Annotated in this window: 17 protein-coding genes; 15 read left to right on the forward strand and 2 right to left on the reverse strand. The window is 71.1% G+C overall.

The features are described from left to right. The 5 genes from pgsA to AXK60_RS02245 are packed head-to-tail and all read left to right on the forward strand — an operon-like array spanning position 1 to position 5332. Positions 1–660 (forward strand): phosphatidylinositol phosphate synthase, encoded by a 660-nt coding sequence (pgsA, locus tag AXK60_RS02225; protein WP_068569335.1) that lies wholly within the window; start codon positions 1–3, stop codon positions 658–660. Further along, a complete protein-coding gene (locus tag AXK60_RS02230) occupies positions 660–1598 on the forward strand; it encodes a phosphatidylinositol mannoside acyltransferase (protein WP_068569908.1) in 939 nt (312 codons plus the stop codon). Before pgsA ends, AXK60_RS02230 begins: the two co-directional genes overlap by 1 nt. Then, positions 1598–2722, forward strand: a complete 1125-nt coding sequence (locus AXK60_RS02235) for a glycosyltransferase family 4 protein (RefSeq protein WP_068569336.1) — start codon at positions 1598–1600, stop codon at positions 2720–2722. Before AXK60_RS02230 ends, AXK60_RS02235 begins: the two co-directional genes overlap by 1 nt. Before the next feature lie 13 nt (positions 2723–2735). Beyond that, positions 2736–3764, forward strand: a complete 1029-nt coding sequence (locus tag AXK60_RS02240; RefSeq protein WP_068569909.1) for an NUDIX hydrolase — start codon at positions 2736–2738, stop codon at positions 3762–3764. An 8-nt stretch (positions 3765–3772) separates the two neighbouring features. Next, entirely contained in the window at positions 3773–5332 is a 1560-nt protein-coding gene (locus tag AXK60_RS02245) for a serine/threonine-protein kinase (RefSeq protein WP_068569337.1), read from the forward strand. A 47-nt stretch (positions 5333–5379) separates the two neighbouring features. Here the strand turns inward: AXK60_RS02245 and AXK60_RS02250 are convergent, their stop codons facing one another. Both AXK60_RS02250 and AXK60_RS02255 read right to left on the reverse strand, forming a co-directional pair. Continuing rightward, on the reverse strand, positions 5380–6336 hold the full coding sequence (locus tag AXK60_RS02250; RefSeq protein WP_139057706.1) for a hypothetical protein: 957 nt from the start codon (positions 6334–6336) through the stop codon (positions 5380–5382). Positions 6337–6605: 269 nt separating this feature from the next. Next, positions 6606–7325 (reverse strand): hypothetical protein, encoded by a 720-nt coding sequence (locus AXK60_RS02255; RefSeq protein WP_068569339.1) that lies wholly within the window; start codon positions 7323–7325, stop codon positions 6606–6608. A gap of 152 nt (positions 7326–7477) precedes the next feature. Between AXK60_RS02255 and pdxS the strand changes: the two genes are divergently transcribed. The 10 genes from pdxS to ruvA all read left to right on the forward strand — a co-directional run bounded on the left by pdxS (position 7478) and on the right by ruvA (position 17522). Continuing rightward, positions 7478–8410 (forward strand): pyridoxal 5'-phosphate synthase lyase subunit PdxS, encoded by a 933-nt coding sequence (pdxS, locus tag AXK60_RS02260; protein ID WP_068569340.1) that lies wholly within the window; start codon positions 7478–7480, stop codon positions 8408–8410. Between the two features lie 96 nt (positions 8411–8506). Further along, a complete protein-coding gene (locus AXK60_RS02265; protein WP_082777744.1) occupies positions 8507–9889 on the forward strand; it encodes an RDD family protein in 1383 nt (460 codons plus the stop codon). Further along, positions 9886–10689: a PP2C family protein-serine/threonine phosphatase gene (locus tag AXK60_RS02270; RefSeq protein ID WP_068569342.1), complete on the forward strand. Its 804-nt coding sequence runs from the start codon at positions 9886–9888 to the stop codon at positions 10687–10689. The genes AXK60_RS02265 and AXK60_RS02270 overlap by 4 nt, the downstream gene beginning before the upstream one ends. A gap of 20 nt (positions 10690–10709) precedes the next feature. After that, a complete protein-coding gene (locus tag AXK60_RS02275) occupies positions 10710–11534 on the forward strand; it encodes an acyl-CoA thioesterase (protein WP_068569343.1) in 825 nt (274 codons plus the stop codon). Positions 11535–11553: 19 nt separating this feature from the next. After that, positions 11554–12159 (forward strand): pyridoxal 5'-phosphate synthase glutaminase subunit PdxT, encoded by a 606-nt coding sequence (gene pdxT / locus AXK60_RS02280; RefSeq protein WP_068569344.1) that lies wholly within the window; start codon positions 11554–11556, stop codon positions 12157–12159. Between the two features lie 42 nt (positions 12160–12201). Next, positions 12202–13590, forward strand: a complete 1389-nt coding sequence (locus AXK60_RS02285; RefSeq protein WP_197466725.1) for a WS/DGAT/MGAT family O-acyltransferase — start codon at positions 12202–12204, stop codon at positions 13588–13590. Positions 13591–13635: 45 nt separating this feature from the next. Continuing rightward, positions 13636–14391, forward strand: a complete 756-nt coding sequence (locus tag AXK60_RS02290; protein ID WP_068569346.1) for a YebC/PmpR family DNA-binding transcriptional regulator — start codon at positions 13636–13638, stop codon at positions 14389–14391. An 81-nt stretch (positions 14392–14472) separates the two neighbouring features. Further along, positions 14473–16176: a VanW family protein gene (locus AXK60_RS02295; protein WP_068569347.1), complete on the forward strand. Its 1704-nt coding sequence runs from the start codon at positions 14473–14475 to the stop codon at positions 16174–16176. 162 nt (positions 16177–16338) lie between these two features. Then, complete coding sequence (ruvC, locus tag AXK60_RS02300; RefSeq protein WP_068569348.1) at positions 16339–16926, forward strand: crossover junction endodeoxyribonuclease RuvC; 588 nt, start codon at positions 16339–16341, stop codon at positions 16924–16926. Beyond that, positions 16923–17522, forward strand: a complete 600-nt coding sequence (ruvA, locus tag AXK60_RS02305) for a Holliday junction branch migration protein RuvA (protein ID WP_068569349.1) — start codon at positions 16923–16925, stop codon at positions 17520–17522. Before ruvC ends, ruvA begins: the two co-directional genes overlap by 4 nt. Positions 17523–17573 lie beyond the last annotated feature (51 nt).

The raw sequence follows: 17573 nt of genomic DNA on the forward strand, positions 1-17573 counted from the left end.
GTGTCGGCGATCTTCAGCCGGGAAGCGGTCTCCAAGGTCACGCACCCGATCGCGAGAGTCCTGATCAGGACCGGTCTCACGCCGGACGTGGTGACGCTGTTCGGCACGGTCTGCTCCGTCGGCGCGGCCGTGTGGCTGTTCCCCGCGGACCACCTGTTCTGGGGAACCATGATCATCTGGTTCTTCGTCATGTTCGACATGCTCGACGGTGCGATGGCCCGCGTGCGCGGGGGCGGCACGCGGTTCGGGGCCTGGCTCGACGCCACCTGCGACCGGGTCGCGGACGGCGCGATCTTCGCCGGCCTCGCCTGGTGGGCCGTGTTCACCGAGGACAACCGCTACAACCTGCTCATCCCCACCCTGATCTGCCTGGTCACCTCCCAGGTGATCAGCTACGCCAAGGCCCGGGCCGAGGCCTCGGGTCTCAAGGGCGACGGTGGCTGGATCGAGCGTCCCGAACGTCTCATCATCGTGCTCGTCGGGGCCGGCTTCACCGGCCTCGGCGTGTGGTGGGCGATCCACGTCGCGATGTGGGTGCTCGCGGTGACGAGTGTCGTCACCGTCGTGCAGCGCGCGCTGACCGTGCGCCACTCGCCGGGCGCCACCGAGCTGCTGCCGCTCCCGGCGGCGACCACGACGCAGGGTGAGGAGGGCGCGTGATCGACCCCCGGGAAGAGGCCGCCGACCTCGCCTATCGCGCCGGCTGGGCCCTGACCAAGCGGATGCCGGAGTTCGCGGCGAAGTTCCTCATCGACGACGTGGGCGGCCGCATCGGCGCCCGCGGCGACAACACGCAACTGCGCAAGAACCTGGCCCGGGTGCTGGGGACGACGCCGGACGCGGTGCCGCAGAGCCTGATCGAGGAGTCCTCGCGGTCCTACGCGAGGTACTGGCGCGAGTCCTTCCGGCTGCCGTCGATGGACCTCGTCGAGCTCGGCGCGACCCTGGACCAGTACGTCGACACCCCGAGCCTGCACGAGGCGATGGACGCGGGAACCGGTGCGGTGCTGGCTCTCCCGCACAGCGGCAACTGGGACATGGCCGGCGTGTGGCTGGCGCAGAAGTACGGCCGGTTCGCCACCGTCGCCGAACGACTCAAGCCCGAATCGTTGTTCCGGCGGTTCGTGGAGTACCGCGAATCCCTGGGTTTCGAGATCTTCCCCCTGTCCGGGGGCGAGCAGCCGCCCATGCAGGCGCTGGCGCAGCGTCTGCACGAGGGACGGCCGATCTGCCTGCTCGGCGAGCGGGACCTGGCGCGCCACGGCGTGCCCGTGACCTTCTTCGGCGAGCCCACCCGCATGCCCGCCGGCCCGGCCAAGCTGGCCATCGACACCGGCGCGCCGCTGCTGCCCGTGCACTGCTGGTTCGAGGGCGACGCCTGGGGCTTCACGTCCGAGGACCCGATCGACGTGTCCAAGGGCATCGAGGACGCGACGCAGCAGCTGGCCCACGCCTTCGAGCGGAACATCGCGGCGCATCCCGCCGACTGGCACATGCTGCAGCCCCTGTGGGAGGCCGACTGGTCGCAGGCGCGCCGGGACCGGATCCTGGGCACCGTCGGGCCCGATGCGCCCGATGAGGGCCCCGAGGTGCGCTGATGCGGATCGGGATGATCTGCCCGTACTCGTTCGACGTCGCGGGCGGGGTGCAGGCGCACGTCGTCGACCTGGCGCGCGTGCTCATCGAGATGGGGCACGAGGTGTCGGTGCTGACGCCCTCGTCGAAGGAGACGGTGCTGCCGGACTTCGCCGTCTCGTCGGGCAAGGCCGTCGCGATCCCGTACAACGGCTCGGTGTCCCGGCTCTCGTTCGGGCCCAAGGCCTTCGGTCGGCTGCGGAAGTGGATCCGCAAGGGTGATTTCGACGTGCTGCACGTGCACGAGCCCAACGCGCCCAGCCTCGGGATGCTCGCGCTGGCGATCGCCGACGGTCCGATCGTCGCGACCTTCCACACGTCCACCGAGAAGTCGCTGGTGCTCTCGGTGTTCCAGAGCGTGCTGCGCCCCTCGCACGAGAAGATCCGCGGCAAGATCGCCGTCTCCGAGCTCGCCCGGCGGTGGCAGATGGAATCGCTCGGCTCGGACGCGATCGAGATCCCCAACGGCGTCGAGGTCTCGCACTTCGCGAACGGCGATCTCCTGCCCGGCTATCCGCGCCCGGGGAAGACGGTGCTCTTCCTCGGTCGCTACGACGAGCCGCGCAAGGGCATGGCCGTCTTCCTCGAGGCGCTCCCCACGATCGCGGAGGAGCACCCCGACGTCGAGGTCCTCGTCATCGGCCGCGGCGACGACGAGAAACTGCTCCGTGAGGCCGGCCCCTACGCGAAGCACCTGCGGCTGCTCGGCGCCGTCACCGACGAGGAGAAGGCCGCCGCACTGCGGTCCGCCGACGTCTACGTCGCGCCGAACCTCGGCGGCGAGAGCTTCGGCATCGTCCTCGTCGAGGCCATGGCCGCCGGCACCGCCGTCGTCGCCAGCGACCTCAACGCCTTCGAGCGCGTCCTGGACGGGGGAGAGGCCGGCGTGCTGGTCCCCGTCGGCGACGGTGCCGCGCTCGGCTCCGCCATCGCCGGCCTGCTGTCCGACGACCTGCGCCGCGCGGAGCTCGTCACGCACGCGTCCGAGGTCGTGTGGCGGTTCGACTGGTCGGTGGTCGCCCAACAGGTGATCCGCGTGTACGAGACCGTCGCCGTGCCCGGCGTGGTCGTGACCATCGACGACTGAGAGGGCACCCGTGCTGAACCTGACCGCCACCACCGTGCTCGTCATCGGGCTGATCGTCGTCGCGGTGCTCATCGTCGCGGCGCTGGCGTACCAGACCGCGCACCGTCTGGACCGCCTGCACGTGCGCGTCGACCTGTCGATGCAGGCCCTCGACGCCGCACTGGCCCGACGGTCCGCCGTGGCCCGCGCCGTCGCGGCGTCGATCCCCGAGGACGCCGCCCGGGCGCTCCGCGGGGCCGCGGACCGCGCGGAGAACGCCGCGCCCGAGGACCGAGAGCCGCGGGAGAACCAGCTCTCGGCCGCTATCGGCGCCATCGACATCGAGACCCTGCCCCGCTCGCTCGTCGCCGAGATCGCCGACGCCGACACCCGCGTCACCATGGCCCGCAGGTTCCACAACGACGCCGTCCGCGACACCCGGGCGCTGCGTGGCCGTCGCTTCGTCCGCTGGCTGTACCTCGGCGGTACGGCGCCCATGCCGCAGTACTTCGACATCGTCGACCGGGGCGGTGTGCTCCCCGCCGCGCTGCTCGCGGAGACCGACGAACGCCGCGTGTCCGCGCGGGTCATCGTCGTCGACTCCGACGGCGCCGTCCTCCTCGTCCGCGGCCACGAGCCCGTTCCGGAGGGCGAATCCCCGCCCGGCCACTGGTGGTTCACGGTCGGCGGCGGCGTCGAGCGGGGCGAGGACCTGCGCGCGGCCGCGACCCGGGAGCTGCTCGAGGAGACAGGGCGGGCGCTCCCGCCGTCCGCCTTCGTCGGCCCCCTGTACCGCCGGGAGGCGGTGTTCACCTTCGACGGCGAGGTCTTCGACTCGGTCGAGTACTTCTTCGCCGTCGCCTGCGAACGGTTCGAGCCGGCACCGTCGGGCTGGACCGACCTGGAGCGGCGCACGCTGGACGAGTTGCGCTGGTGCAGCGCGGAGGAGATCCGGTCGCTCGCCGACCCCGTCTACCCCGCGCGCCTCGCCGACCTCGTCCCCGACGTGCGGGCCGCGCTGGCCGCCGGCTCGGCGCCGGACGTTCCGGCGCGCGTCGAGTAGGGGGAGCGATGTCGCCGAAGGAGATCTCCGGGTACCGGGTGCTGCGCCGCCTCGGTGCCGGAGGGATGGGCGAGGTCTTCCTCGTCGAGCACCCGCGGCTGCCGCGTCAGGATGCACTGAAACTGCTCGGTCCGCAGTTCGGCGGGGATCCCAACTTCGCGGCGCGGTTCCTGCGGGAGGCCGACATCCTCGCCGGGCTCCGGCACCCCAACATCGTCACGATCTACGACCGCGGCGAGTTCGAGGACCGGCTGTGGCTGGCGATGGAGTACGTCGAGGGCGAGGACGCGGCGCAGTACCTGCGCACGCGCGGGCCGCTGCCGCCGTCGACGGTCGCGGACGTGCTCGACCAGGTGGGCAGTGCGCTGGACTGGGCCTGGACCGAACGCAAGCTGACGCACCGCGACGTCAAGCCCGGCAACATCCTGCTCGAACCGTCCCGATCGGGGCGGCCGCCGGTGGTGAAGCTGGTCGACTTCGGCATCGCCAAGGCCAGTGACGAGGCGAGCTCGCTGACCGCGACCGGCGTCGCCGTGGGCACAATGGCCTACCTCGCGCCCGAGGTGATCGAGGGCAAGCCGCTCGACAACCGCGCCGATGAGTACTCGCTGGCGTGCACGGCCTTCGAGCTGCTCACCGGTGGCCCGCCGTTCGGGCCCGGGTCGCCCAGCTCGGTGATGATGGCGCACCTGAGCGCCCCGGTGCCGGATCCGGCGTCGAGGCTCGCCGGGCTGCCGCCGGGGCTGGCCGCGGTCTTCGCGCGGGCGATGGCGAAGCAGCCGCGGGACCGCTACGCCGACAACGCCGAGTTCGCCCGCGCCTTCCGGGCCGCGCTCGTCGCCGCGCGGCCGGACGGACGGCCCACCGTCGGGCCGACGTCGCCGCACCGGCCTCCGATGCCCGCGCCGGCCACGACGATCCGCCCGACCCCGCCGCCCACCCCGATTCCGGCGTTCACGGCGCCGCCCACCCCGGCGCCCGCGCCGCCCGCGCAGGGGAACGGCCGGGTCATCGGCCTCGCGGCCCTGGTCGCCGTGCTGGTCGTCGCGCTGGCGGCCGTCGGGTACCTCGCGTTCGGCCGCTCGGGTCCCGATGCGCCGGCCCCGACGGTGACCGCCACCGCGCCGCCCGGTGGGGCGACGCGCGGGGCGACGGGCGGGGCGACGGAGGCACCGTCGACCTCCGAAGCGACGACGAGCGCACGGGTCCCGACGGTGCCCGGCACCGACGCCTACGGCTTCATCGGCAGCCCCGCCCGGTGCGCGGGCGGCGAGACCCTCGAGCTCGCGATGCTCACCTCCGGCGCCGGATCGGGGTCACGGATCGTGATCTGCAGTTCCGGTGGTGCGTACACGTATCGGGGCGCCCGCGCGTCGGGCGACAACAGCGGCCTGACCCTGCCTGCGTCGTCCGCGGGATCCGGTTCGTACCGCGCGCGGAACCCGGATGTGAAGGGCGAGGCCCGCAACGACACGATCTACACCGTGAGCGCCGGCGGGTTGGTCATCACCCGCGGCGACGGTCGGTCGGTGGCGTCCGAGCCCGCCCGGTCCGTCTGGACCCGCTGACCCCTCGACGAGGCACGTGCGGGCTCTCCCGCTCCCGCGGGAGGTTTTCACCGAGCATCGGGTTGCAACCCACTATTGAGTGAACACTTCCCGCGGGAGGAGCTGTCCAGGAGGAGGCCGTGGGGTCGGAGGGCATCCCGCAGCTTGGTCCGCAGGCGATCCGGCTCCTTGCAGTCCTTCCAACGCCAATGCGTCGGCCACAGGCCGCGGTCCATGAGTTCAGTGTCGCGCTTCAGACGCGCCGCGGCATCGAAGCCCTTCTTCTCCTTGCTCTCGCCGTCGAACTCGCCGACGACGATCCCACCGAACAGGAAGTCCACCCGCGCCTCGAGTGCGCCGGCAGGGGTGAAGAACTCGCGCTGCAAGTCGGGGCGCGGGATCTCGGGCCAGGTCAGCATCAACGCCCTACTTCTGGATTCGCCGACGGACTCCGACCGGCCGTCCGCCTCGGGAAGTGCCGCGCGCAGCATCGCGATGCCGCGCCGTCTGCCCAGCCGATCCATTGCCGCGTGGATCTCGTCGAGGGTGACGCCCATCCGCAGCGCCGCATCCAGGGCGCAGATCGCCTGCTCGAAGTCGCCCGCGAGCGCGAGGTCGAGCGCCGTTCGCGCGGTCGTCGTCACCGCGATCCCCTCGACGACCGTGGCATCCGCGGGATCAAGCCGCCGGATGTGCACGCGCCGCTTCCCATCGACACCGCCGCCGCGCCGGCCGTCACGGGTGAAGTCGACGGTCTTCCAGTCGCGAGTCAACACCTCCATCCCGAGGAGTGCGGCCGCAGCAGCGTGACTGAGAACGAGACCGGCGTCCGACCGCTCGGCAGCGGCCCGCGCGGACAGCGCGAGCTCCACCCAGGGCTCGAGCCGCTTGCCCTGGTGGTAGCTACCGCGCCACACCCTGGTCATCTGCTGGTCGTCGAGCCACTTTCGGATCTTGCGATCGGTGCCGCCCGTCGCGAGCAATTCCAGCCGGTGCTTGCGCAGCACCGATTCACCGTCAGTCATCGTGATTCCCCCGAACCTCGGCGCCCCCACGCCGTCGGATTCCATTCTCCCCGATTCGCTGCCGGCCCGGCGTCGATCGGGAAGTCCGGCCGGCGCCGATACAGGGCGTGGAACCTCCGCGGGCGACGGTGCGACGCTTACCGCGGGAGGTAGTCACTAACCCCCGGGTTGCAACCCACTACTCGGTGAGAGATCCCCGCGGGAGCGGGGAGGCACCGTCGAAAACCCCCGCGAAAGCGAACAACCCCCGTGAGAGGGCGGCCTCGCCGTCAGCGCGAGGTGATGACGGGGCCGTCCGCGCCGGCTTCGACGGTGACGACACGGCCGTCGCGGTGCGCGGCCGTGAGCACACCGTCGGTGTCGCGCACTGCCCAGTTCCCCGCCCAATAGGTGCAGCCGGGCGCCACATCACGGATCGCGACGCCCCAGAAGGCGTGGTCCGGCACCGTCTGCACCTCGATCTCGCCGTCGTGGAGCATCACGCGCCACCCGTTCCAGCTGACCTCGGGGGACCGGTCGGACACCGGCCGGCGCACGATCACCGGCACCGACTGCCAGCCGTCCCGGATGTCCCAGATCCCCGGAGGGCAGGCAGGAGTGGCGAAGGCGTCACGTGCGGTTACCGCGTCTGCGACGACGAACAGCTCGAACGAGTGCGGGTCCTCCAGCTCCAGCCACCCCGCATCGATCGAGATGAATCGGCCGGAGTAGTCGATGAAGGTGCCTCCGACGGTGAACATCCAGTCGATCGCCATGTCGACCTCGTCGGCGACCGGTCCGTGGATCACGAACTCCTCGGTGGACGCGCTGATCCGAGGGAGCATCCCGTGCGTGATGTCGTCCGCAGTCAGGTATTGGTCCTCGCCGTCCGGCGACGGCGTCAGGGACCAGCGGGTCACGAACTCTTCGACGGCCTCGGGGGCGAAGCCCGGTCCGACGTGAAGATCCGCGTCGATGAGGAAGGGGAGTACGCCGACGGTGATGCTCATGGACGGTGCGTCGCTCTGCGCGGATGCCTACACATGCCGTCACTGTATCGACGATGTCGTGAAGTGCATGTCGCCTGCACTGTCCGGGTGTGTGCGCTGCGGCGACCCGGGCTGAAAACCGCGCACCGTCATCGGGAATACTGGAGCCCCGCATGTCCCAGCTACGAGGAGATCCGTCAGTGTCCACTGATCCCCAGACCGCACCCGTCACCGGCACCGCGCGCGTCAAGCGCGGCATGGCCGAGATGTTGAAGGGCGGCGTGATCATGGACGTGGTCACCCCCGAGCAGGCGAAGATCGCCGAGGACGCGGGCGCCGTGGCCGTCATGGCCCTCGAGCGCGTCCCGGCCGACATCCGCGCGCAGGGCGGCGTGAGCCGCATGTCCGACCCGGACATGATCGACGGCATCATCGAGGCCGTCAGCATCCCCGTGATGGCGAAGGCCCGCATCGGCCACTTCGTCGAGGCGCAGATCCTGCAGGCGCTCGGCGTCGACTACATCGACGAGTCCGAGGTGCTCACCCCGGCCGACTACGCCAACCACATCGACAAGTTCGCCTTCACGGTGCCCTTCGTCTGCGGCGCGACCAACCTGGGTGAAGCGCTGCGTCGCATCACCGAGGGCGCCGCGATGATCCGCAGCAAGGGCGAGGCGGGCACCGGCGACGTGTCGAACGCCACCACGCACATGCGCAAGATCCGCGACGAGATCCGCCGCCTGACCTCGCTGCCCGAGGACGAGCTGTACGTCGCGGCCAAGGAGCTGCAGGCGCCGTACGACCTCGTCGTCGAGGTCGCCAAGAACGGCAAGCTGCCGGTCACCCTGTTCACCGCCGGCGGCATCGCGACCCCGGCCGATGCGGCGATGATGATGCAGCTGGGCGCCGAGGGCGTCTTCGTGGGCTCGGGCATCTTCAAGTCGGGCAACCCCGAGCAGCGGGCCAAGGCCATCGTGGCCGCGACCACGTTCTACGACGACCCCGCCAAGCTCGCCGAGGTCTCGCGCGGACTCGGCGAGGCGATGGTCGGCATCAACGTCGACGACATCCCGCAGCCGCACCGCCTCGCGGAACGCGGCTGGTAACGGCATGTCGCCCGCCGGTGTCGCCCGATTCGCGCTAGCGTCGATGCTGCGTGTGTCGGGTGACACCGGAAAATCGTGAAATCAGTGAGGCGGAGGATGTCAGACCAAGCAACGGCCACCGAGGGATACGGGGCTCAGTCCTCCGTGTCCCCGGGACGATCACGGGTCGAGTCGGCGCCGATCGCGCTGCGCGTGCTCGCGTACATCGCGGACCTGTGCGTCGCGTCCACCGTGGTCGCGCTCGCCCTGATCGTCGACGTGGCCGCCGGTCTCGAGATGGGCTGGATCCTCGTCGGCGTCGGAGCGGCGATCGCGATCGTCGCGTCCATCGTGCTGCACGGTGTGTTCGGCGCCAGCCCCGGCAAGATCCTCGCCGGGCTCAGGGTCGTCGACGCGGACTCGCACCGCACCGTCGGATTCCCGGCCGCGGCCATCCGCTCGGTGGTGTTCAACGTCCTGGCCCCGCTCGTCTACCTCCCGGGCTGGTCCGTACTGGCCGACGGTGCCCGGCGCGGCATCCACGAGAAGGCCTCCCGTACGACCACGGTCGACGAGGCCGACGTCGCGACGGTCGTCCGCGCACCGGCCCCGGCACCGTCGGGCCCGCTGGGCGGCCTGGTGACCGGCGAACCGGACCGGGGATTGCAGCGCATCCCGACCCCGCTGCCCGAGGAGACCAGGATCGACCCGATCGGCGCCGAGGCGGCGACCGAGGTCGTCGAGGTCGAGGAGCCGCGCGAGCGCATGGCCCCGCCCGAGCTGCCTCCGCTGCCCGACGACGTCCCGGGCCTGCGCCCGATCCCGCCGCGCTTCGGTCCGCCCCCCACCGACGGCGACGAGCAGACCGCCGCGTTCCCGCCCGCCGCGGCCTTCGCGCCGCCGCCGCAGGCACCCCAGCAGACCCCGCCGCCGCAGGCACCCCAGCAGACCCCGCCGCCGCAGGCACCCCAGCAGACCCCGCCGCCGCAGGCACCCCAGGGCCCCGGTCCGCAGCAGCGTCCGGGCCAGCAGTTCCCGCCCGGCCCCGTCGGCCCTTCGGGTCCGGTCGGCCCCGGTTTCCCGGGAGGCGGACGTCCGGCGCCCGCCGGCCGTCCGATGCCGCAGCCGCCGCGCCCCGCCGCACCGACCCCGATCCAGTCGGGCGGCGTACCGATCGTGCTGCGCTTCGACGACGGTCACTCGGTGGACGTGCGCGGCGACGGCATCATCGGCCGCGAGCCGGTGCTGCCCGCGGGCGCGGACTCGTCCACGGTCACCAAGCACGTGCTGGTCGACGACACCGCGTCGGTGTCCAAGACGCACCTGCTGTTCGGCATCACCCGCGGTGAACTGTGGGTGGAGGACGTGGGCTCGACCAACGGGTCCGCGATCGCCTTCGGTGATTCGTGGACCGAGCTCACCAAGGGAATCAGGTACGCCGTGGAGAAGGGCAGCGTCGTGCACATGGGTCAGCGGAGTTTCAAGGTGTTCGGCGGATGACGACGGACGCGGGGGAGGCGCGCTCCGAGATCGTCTACGGGGCGCAGGGCGGCGTGTCCATGAAGTGGGTCGCCATCAGCAATCCGGGGCGGGTGCGCCTGACCAACGAGGACGGTGCGCTCACCGGCCCGGGCATGTTCCTGCTCGCCGACGGCATGGGCGGGCACGACGCGGGCGAGGTGGCCTCGGCCGCCGCCCTCGAGGCGCTCGCCGAGGTCTTCGGGCCGGAGCCGGCGGAGGCGCAGGTCGTCATGGAGCAGGTCGTCGACCGGCTGCGCGACGCGCACGCGGCGATCGAGGCCATCGACTCCGAGACCGGCAAGCGCGCCGGAACCACGGTGACCGGCCTGCTCCTGACCACCTACGAGGGCGTTCCCCACTGGTTGGTCGTCAACATCGGCGACTCGCGGACCTACCGGCTCGCGGAGGGCTACTTCGAGCAGCTCACCGTCGACCACTCCCAGGTCCAGGAGCTGATCAACGGCGGCTTCCTCAGCCCGGAACAGGCGCGGGTGGACCCGCGGCGCAACGTGATCACCCGCGCCCTGGGCGCCGGGATGGAGCCCGACGCGGACTTCTGGATCGTGCCGGCGCAGCCGCACGAGAAGCTGCTGGTCTGTTCGGACGGTCTCAACGGCGAGCTCACCGACGACGAGATCCGGCAGATCCTCGACTCGGACGCGCCGATCGACGAGTGCGCCGATCAGCTCGTGGCCGCGGCCCTGAACGCGGGCGGTCGCGACAACGTCACCGTGATCGTGGTGGACGCCACCACGGAACAGACCGATCCGGACTGGTGACCTGAGTAGAGTCCTTCCTCGTGGCTGACATCGAAGCGCTGCTGAGTCTCGAACAGATCGACCGCGACATCTTCCGCGGTATTCACGCACCCTCGATCCTGGTGCGCACCTTCGGCGGCCAGGTGGCCGGCCAGGCGTTGCGTTCGGCGATCGAGACGGTCCCGGATGCGATGCAGGTGCATTCGCTGCACGGCTACTTCCTGCGGCCCGGTAACCCGGATGCCGACACGGTCTTCCTCGTCGACCGGATCCGCGACGGCAGGTCCTTCTGCACGCGGCGCGTGAACGGCGTGCAGAACGGCGAGGCGATCTTCTCCATGTCGGCGTCGTTCCAGCTTCCGGGGCAGGCCGGCATCGAGCACAGCGACGAGATGCCGCCGACGCCCGCCCCCGAGTCGGTGCCCAGCCCCCGCGAGGATCCGAACGCCACCCGCGAGAGCCTCGGCCTGTTCGAGGAGTGGAGCGACTGGGACATCCGCATCGTGCCGCAGGACGAGACCGCGCCCTACGCGGGTCGCGCGGTGCACCAGCAGGTCTGGTTCCGGCACATCGGCCGCCTGCCCGACGATCAGAACGTGCACACCAGCGCGCTCGCCTACATGAGCGACATGACGCTGCTCGGATCGGCGCGCGTCGCCCATCCGGGCGTCGACACGCAGGTGGCCTCCTTGGACCACGCCATGTGGTTCCTGCGCCCGTTCCGGGCCGACGAATGGCTGCTCTACGACCAGACGTCACCGTCGGCCGGTGGCGGGCGCGCGCTGACCGCCGGACGGATCTACGCGCAGGACGGCAACCTCGTGGCCGTCGTCATCCAGGAGGGCCTGCACCGCTTCCGGGAGTAGCCGCATAGGCTGGTGCCCCGTGACTGTGCGGATCGGGGTACTGGCTCTCCAGGGTGACGTGCGCGAGCACCGTCAGGCGCTCGAGGCGGTGGGGGCGCGCACGGCCGTGGTGCGTACGGCGGCGGACCTCGCGGCCGTCGACGGCATCGTGATCCCGGGCGGCGAGTCGACCACCATGAGCCGGCTGCTCGGCGTCTTCGACCTGTTCGACCCGCTCCACGACGCGCTCGCCGGCGGCCTGCCCGCGTACGGCTCGTGCGCCGGAATGATCATGCTCGCCTCCGAGGTGCTCGACACCCGACCCGACGCGCGCTGCCTCGGCGCGATCGACATGACGGTGCGCCGGAACGCCTTCGGGCGGCAGGTGGACTCGTTCGAGACGGACCTCGAGGTCGCCGGGATCGACGGTGACCCGGTGCGTGCCGTGTTCATCCGTGCGCCGTGGGTGGAGCGGGTCGGGCCGGGGGTCCAGGTGCTGGCCAGGGTGCCCGACGGTGCCGGGGAGTCGGCGGGTACGGTGGTCGCTGTTCAGCAGGGTGTGACGATGGCCACATCCTTCCATCCCGAGGTCACCGGCGATCTGCGGATCCACCGGCGCTTCGTGGACGTCGTCCGGGGCGCGTGACAACGCCGCCGTAGGAGCAAGGGGAGTGGCTTCGTGAGCTACATGCCGGTGACCGATTCGATGTTCCTGCTGGCGGAGTCCCGCGAGCATCCGATGCACGTGGGCGGGCTCCAGCTCTTCACCCCTCCCGAGGGCGCCGGACCGGATTTCGTGCGGTCCGTCGTCGAGACGATGCGCGGGCGCACCGAGATCAGCGAGAAGTTCGGCCGCCGGCCCGCGGATCCGGTGGGGATCCTCGGCAACACGTGGTGGTCGTCGGTGGGCGACCTGGACATGGACTACTACGTCCGGCACTCCGCCCTGCCGAAGCCGGGGCGCATCCGCGAACTGTTCCAGCAGGTGTCGTTGTGGCACGAGACGCTGCTCGACCGGCACCGTCCGATGTGGGAGGTGCACGTGGTCGAGGGCCTCGAGGACGGCCGGTACGCCGTGTTCTCGAAGGTGCACCACTCCCTGGTCGACGGTGTCTCCGCCCTCCGCTACATGACGCTCGCGCTGTCGAACGACCCGAACGACATGGAGGGCCGGGTCGTGTGGCAGCCCGGCCTGGGCCGGCGCAAGAAGGCGACCGCGCCCGCGACGGAGAAGAGCGGTGGCCTGTTGCCGTTCAACCCGCTGGACACGGTCAAGCAGGTCGGCGGGCTGACGGGCGAGGTGCTGGGCATGCTCCCGGCGTCGCTCAAGGTGGCGGGCAGCGCGTTCCGCGACCACGACTACACGGCCCCGTTCCAAGCGCCGCACACGATCTTCAACGTGCCGATCGGCGGTGCCCGCCGGTTCGTGGCCCAGTCGTACTCGCTCGATCGCATCGACGCGGTCCGCAAGGCCGCCGGTGCGACCGTCAACGACGTGGTGCTCGCGATGTGCGGCGGCGCCCTGCGCGCGTACCTGGCGGAGCTCGGCGAGCTGCCCGACCGCTCGCTGACCGCGATGGTCCCCGTCTCGCTGCGCAAGGACGCCGATGACGTGGAGTCCTCCAACGCCGTCGGCGCGGTCATCGCGACGCTGGGTACGGATCTGCCGGAGGCCTCCGAGCGGCTCGAGGTGATCCGCGAATCGGTGATCTCGGCCCGCAAGGTGATGGGCGAGCTGTCGCCGCTGCAGGTCCTGGCGCTCAGCGGCGCGAACATCGCGGGCTTGGCGCCCGGTTTCCTGCCGAACTACACCGGCCGCACCCGGCCCCCGTTCAATCTCATCATTTCCAACGTCCCGGGGCCGCGGGAGGCGATGTACTGGAACGGCGCCCATCTGGACGGCGTGTACCCCGCATCGATTCCGTGGGAGGGGCAGGCGGTGAACATCACGATCTGCACCAACAACCGGAACCTCGAGTTCGGGATCACCGCGTGCCGCACGTCGGTGCCGCACGTGCAGCGGATCATCCACCACCTCGAAGACGCGCTGGCTGAGCTGGAGCGGGCGTTCACGTAAACTCGCAGGGTTGATGCAGCGCACCCGAACGGAATCGAGGGATCGATGAGCGGCCATTCCAAATGGGCCACCACCAAGCACAAGAAGGCGGGGATCGACGCCAAGCGCGGCAAGCTGTTCGCCAAGTTGATCAAGAACATCGAGGTCGCGGCGCGCACCGGCGGTAGCGATCCCGGGGGCAACCCCACCCTGTTCGACGCCATCCAGAAGGCGAAGAAGTCGTCGGTCCCCAACGACAACATCGAGCGCGCCCGCAAGCGCGGCGGCGGCGAGGAGGCGGGCGGCGCCGATTGGCAGACGATCATGTACGAGGGCTACGGGCCCAACGGCGTGGCCGTCCTCATCGAGTGCCTCACCGACAACCGCAACCGCGCCGCGGGCGAGGTCCGGGTCGCGATGACCCGCAACGGCGGCAACATGGCCGATCCGGGCTCGGTGTCGTACCTGTTCGCGCGCAAGGGCATCGTCACGCTCGACAAGAACGACCAGTCCGAGGACGACGTGCTCATGGCCGTGCTGGACGTGGGCGCCGAGGAGATCAGCGACCTGGGCGAGCAGTTCGAGATCATCGCCGAGCCCACCGATCTGGTCGCCGTGCGCACCGCGCTGCAGGAGGCCGGTTTCGATTACGACTCCGCGGAGTCGGGCTTCCGCGCCTCGGTCGAGGTGCCCGTCGACGTGGACGGCGCGCGCAAGGTGTTCAAGCTGGTCGACGCGCTGGAGGACAGCGACGACGTGCAGAACGTCTACACCAATGTCGACATCTCGGACGAGGTCCTGGCGGAGCTCGAGGAGGACTGATCGTCCTCGCCGCGGGCACAGGATTGACGTATCGCATCGGGTCTACTGTCCGGTAATAATGCGTCAGGATATTCTCAGGTTGTGACTCGCACCCGAACGGCGCTGCGCCGTGCCCCGGCACTCGCCCTGGTGGCCGCCCTGCTGCTCGGCGCGGGCGGGGCCGCCGTCTGGGAGACGGGCCGCGCGGAGACGGTGCACGGGGCCACGGCCATCGGCGTCGGCTTCGGCGCCCTGGGCCGGGACGATGCGGCCGCCCGTCTGACGGAGGCGGCCCGCCGCGCGGATGCCGAGCCGGTGACGCTGCGCACCGACAAGGGCACCGTCCGACTCACGCCCGCGGAGCTCGGGCTGACCATGGACGTGCCCGGCACGGTGCAGCGCGCGATCGACCAGCGATCGCCGCTGCGCGACCTGGTCGGGCTCGTCAGCGCGCGGCACGTGCACCCGGCCTCCACGATCGACCGCGCGGTGTTCGACGCGGCGCTGGCCAAGGTGGGCGGCCCGCTCACGGAGGCGGCCGCCGACGGTGCCGTCGTCTACCGGTCCGGCAGGCCCGTCGCCGTCGAGCCCAAGGCCGGCGACCGGATCGACCCGGCGCACGCCGCGGCGGCCGTCGCCGCCGCCTGGCCGGACAGCACCGACATCGTGCTCCCCACGGAGAAGGTGACCCCGACCGTGTCCTCGGACACCGTGCACAAGGTCGCGACCGGAGCGGCGGCGCAGGCCGTCGCCGCCGAGGTCGTGCTCCGTCGGGACGGCTCCGGGCAGACGCCCGCGGGCACCGTCGGGCGCGTGTCCGGTGCGGACATCGGCACGTTCCTGTCCTTCCGGCCCGACGGTGCCGGCAACCTCGCGCCGAAGGTCGACCGGGAGGCCGCGAAGAAGCTGCTCGGCACGCGGCTCGAGTCGGCGGTCGCGAAGCCGAAGGACGCGGGGTTCAGCGTCTCGGGTGGCACGCCGACGGTGACCGACGCGGTCCCGGGTCGCGAGGTGGTGTGGGACCCCACGATCGACGCGGTGTCCAAGGCCGTCGTCGAGCAGTCCACGCAGGGCCGCACGGCGACGGCGCAGTTCAAGACCGTCGAGCCCAAGCTCACCACGGCGCGCGCGAAGGAGCTCGGCGTGCGGGAGGTCGTCAGCGAGTTCTCGACCGGCGGATTCAGCGACGCGTCCGGCGTGAACATCCGGCGGGTCGCCCAGCAGGTGAACGGCGCGGTCGTCCTGCCCGGGGAGACCTTCTCGCTGAACGGGTACACCGGTCCCCGCGGCACGGCGCAGGGCTACGTCGAGTCGGGCATCATCAACAACGGGCGCCCCGACAAGGCCGTGGGCGGCGGCATCTCGCAGTTCGCGACCACGTTGTACAACGCCGCGTACTTCGCCGGCCTCGAGGACGCCGGCCACACCGAGCACAGCTACTACATCTCGCGGTACCCCGAGGCGCGGGAGGCCACGGTCTTCGAGGGCGCGATCGATCTGCAATTCACGAACAACACGCCGTACGGCATCGTCATCGAGGCGAGCGGCGGCGCATCGTCGGTGTCGGTGCGGATGTGGAGCACCAAGACCCGAGAGGTGTCCTCGAGCACCGGCTCGCGCAGCCTGGCGACCCAGCCGTCGACCATCCGGCTGCCGAAGGGCCCGCACTGCGTCGCCAGCACCGGCCAGCCGGGCTTCACCACGAGCAACACCCGGACGATCACGGACGCCCGGTCCGGGAGCGTGATCTCGCGCCACACCCGCACCGTCAAGTACGACCCGGTGCCCACCGTCATCTGCGAGTGACCCCAGCCGAATTGAACACCGTTATGGAGAATCCGACCTGCGGGTTTGCTCTCCATAACGGTGTTCAATCGGGGAAGCGTGTTGGTGCGGACCGGCGTACTGGGCGCGGGGTATACTCTCGAACAAAGGTTTGAGTGTTCGACGGTGCGCGGAGGTGCGGTCATGCGGGTGATGGGGGTGGACCCCGGGCTCACGCGCTGCGGCCTGTCGGTGGTCGAGTCGGGACTGGGCCGCAAGGTCACCGCGCTCGACGTCGACGTGGTGCGCACGCCGCCCACGATGCCGCTGCCGGAGCGCCTGCTCGCGGTGTGGACCGCCGCGGAGTTCTGGATGGACACCCACGAGCCGGACGTGATCGCGGTCGAGCGCGTGTTCGCGCAGCACAACGTCTCCACCGCGATGGGGACGGCGCAGGCGGGCGGCGTCGTCGCGCTGGCGGCCGCGCGCCGGGGGATCGACGTGCACTTCCACACTCCGTCGGAGGTCAAGGCGGCCGTCACGGGCAACGGCAACGCGGGCAAGGCCCAGGTCACGGCGATGATCACGCGGATCCTCGGCCTGCAGAAGGCGCCGGAGCCCGCGGACGCAGCCGACGCGCTCGCGCTGGCGGTCTGCCACAGCTGGCGGGCGCCGATGATCGCGCGGATGGCGGAGGCCGATCGCAAGGCGGCGGAGCAGAAGAAGGTGTTCGAACAGCGGCTCGCGGCGCAGCGTCGTGCGGCCAAGAAGGTGACGGGGGGAGTGCGATGATCGCGTCGCTGCGCGGCGAGGTACGGCACATCGGTCTGGACCACGTCGTGATCGAGTGCGGCGGCGTGGGCTACAAGGTCCTCGTCGCCCCGAACACGGCCGGCACGCTGACCAGGGGGAGTGAGGGCTTCCTGCTCACGTCGATGGTGGTCCGCGAGGACTCGCAGACCTTGTACGGCTTCACCGACGGCCCGCAGCAGGAGCTGTTCCACCTGCTCCAGACGGTGCAGGGGGTCGGCCCCCGGCTCGCCATGGCGGCGATCGCCGTGTTGGACCCGGCGCAGATGCAGACGGCGATCGCGTCCGGCGATCTCAAGACGCTGTGCCTGATCCCCGGTATCGGCAAGCGGGTCGCCGAGCGGATCCACATCGAGCTCAAGGACAAGGTCTCCGCGGCACCGTCGGACGGCTCCGGCACGGCGGGGTCGACGGTGCCGGTCGGCGGCGTCGCGCAGCAGCTGATCGACGCGCTCGAGGGGCTCGGCTTCACGCCGAAGCAGGCCGAGCCGGCGGTGGCGGCCGCGGTCGAGGCGGGCGCGGGCAAGCCGGTCTCCGAGCTGCTGCGCGACGCGCTGAAGTCGCTGGGACGCGGCTGACGTGCAGTACGACGAGGGCGTCGACGGCGAGTTCGGCAGCGAGTTCGACGA

It is taken from the genome of Tsukamurella pseudospumae (assembly GCF_001575195.1).
In the GTDB taxonomy this organism is placed as follows: Bacteria; Actinomycetota; Actinomycetes; order Mycobacteriales; family Mycobacteriaceae; genus Tsukamurella; species Tsukamurella pseudospumae.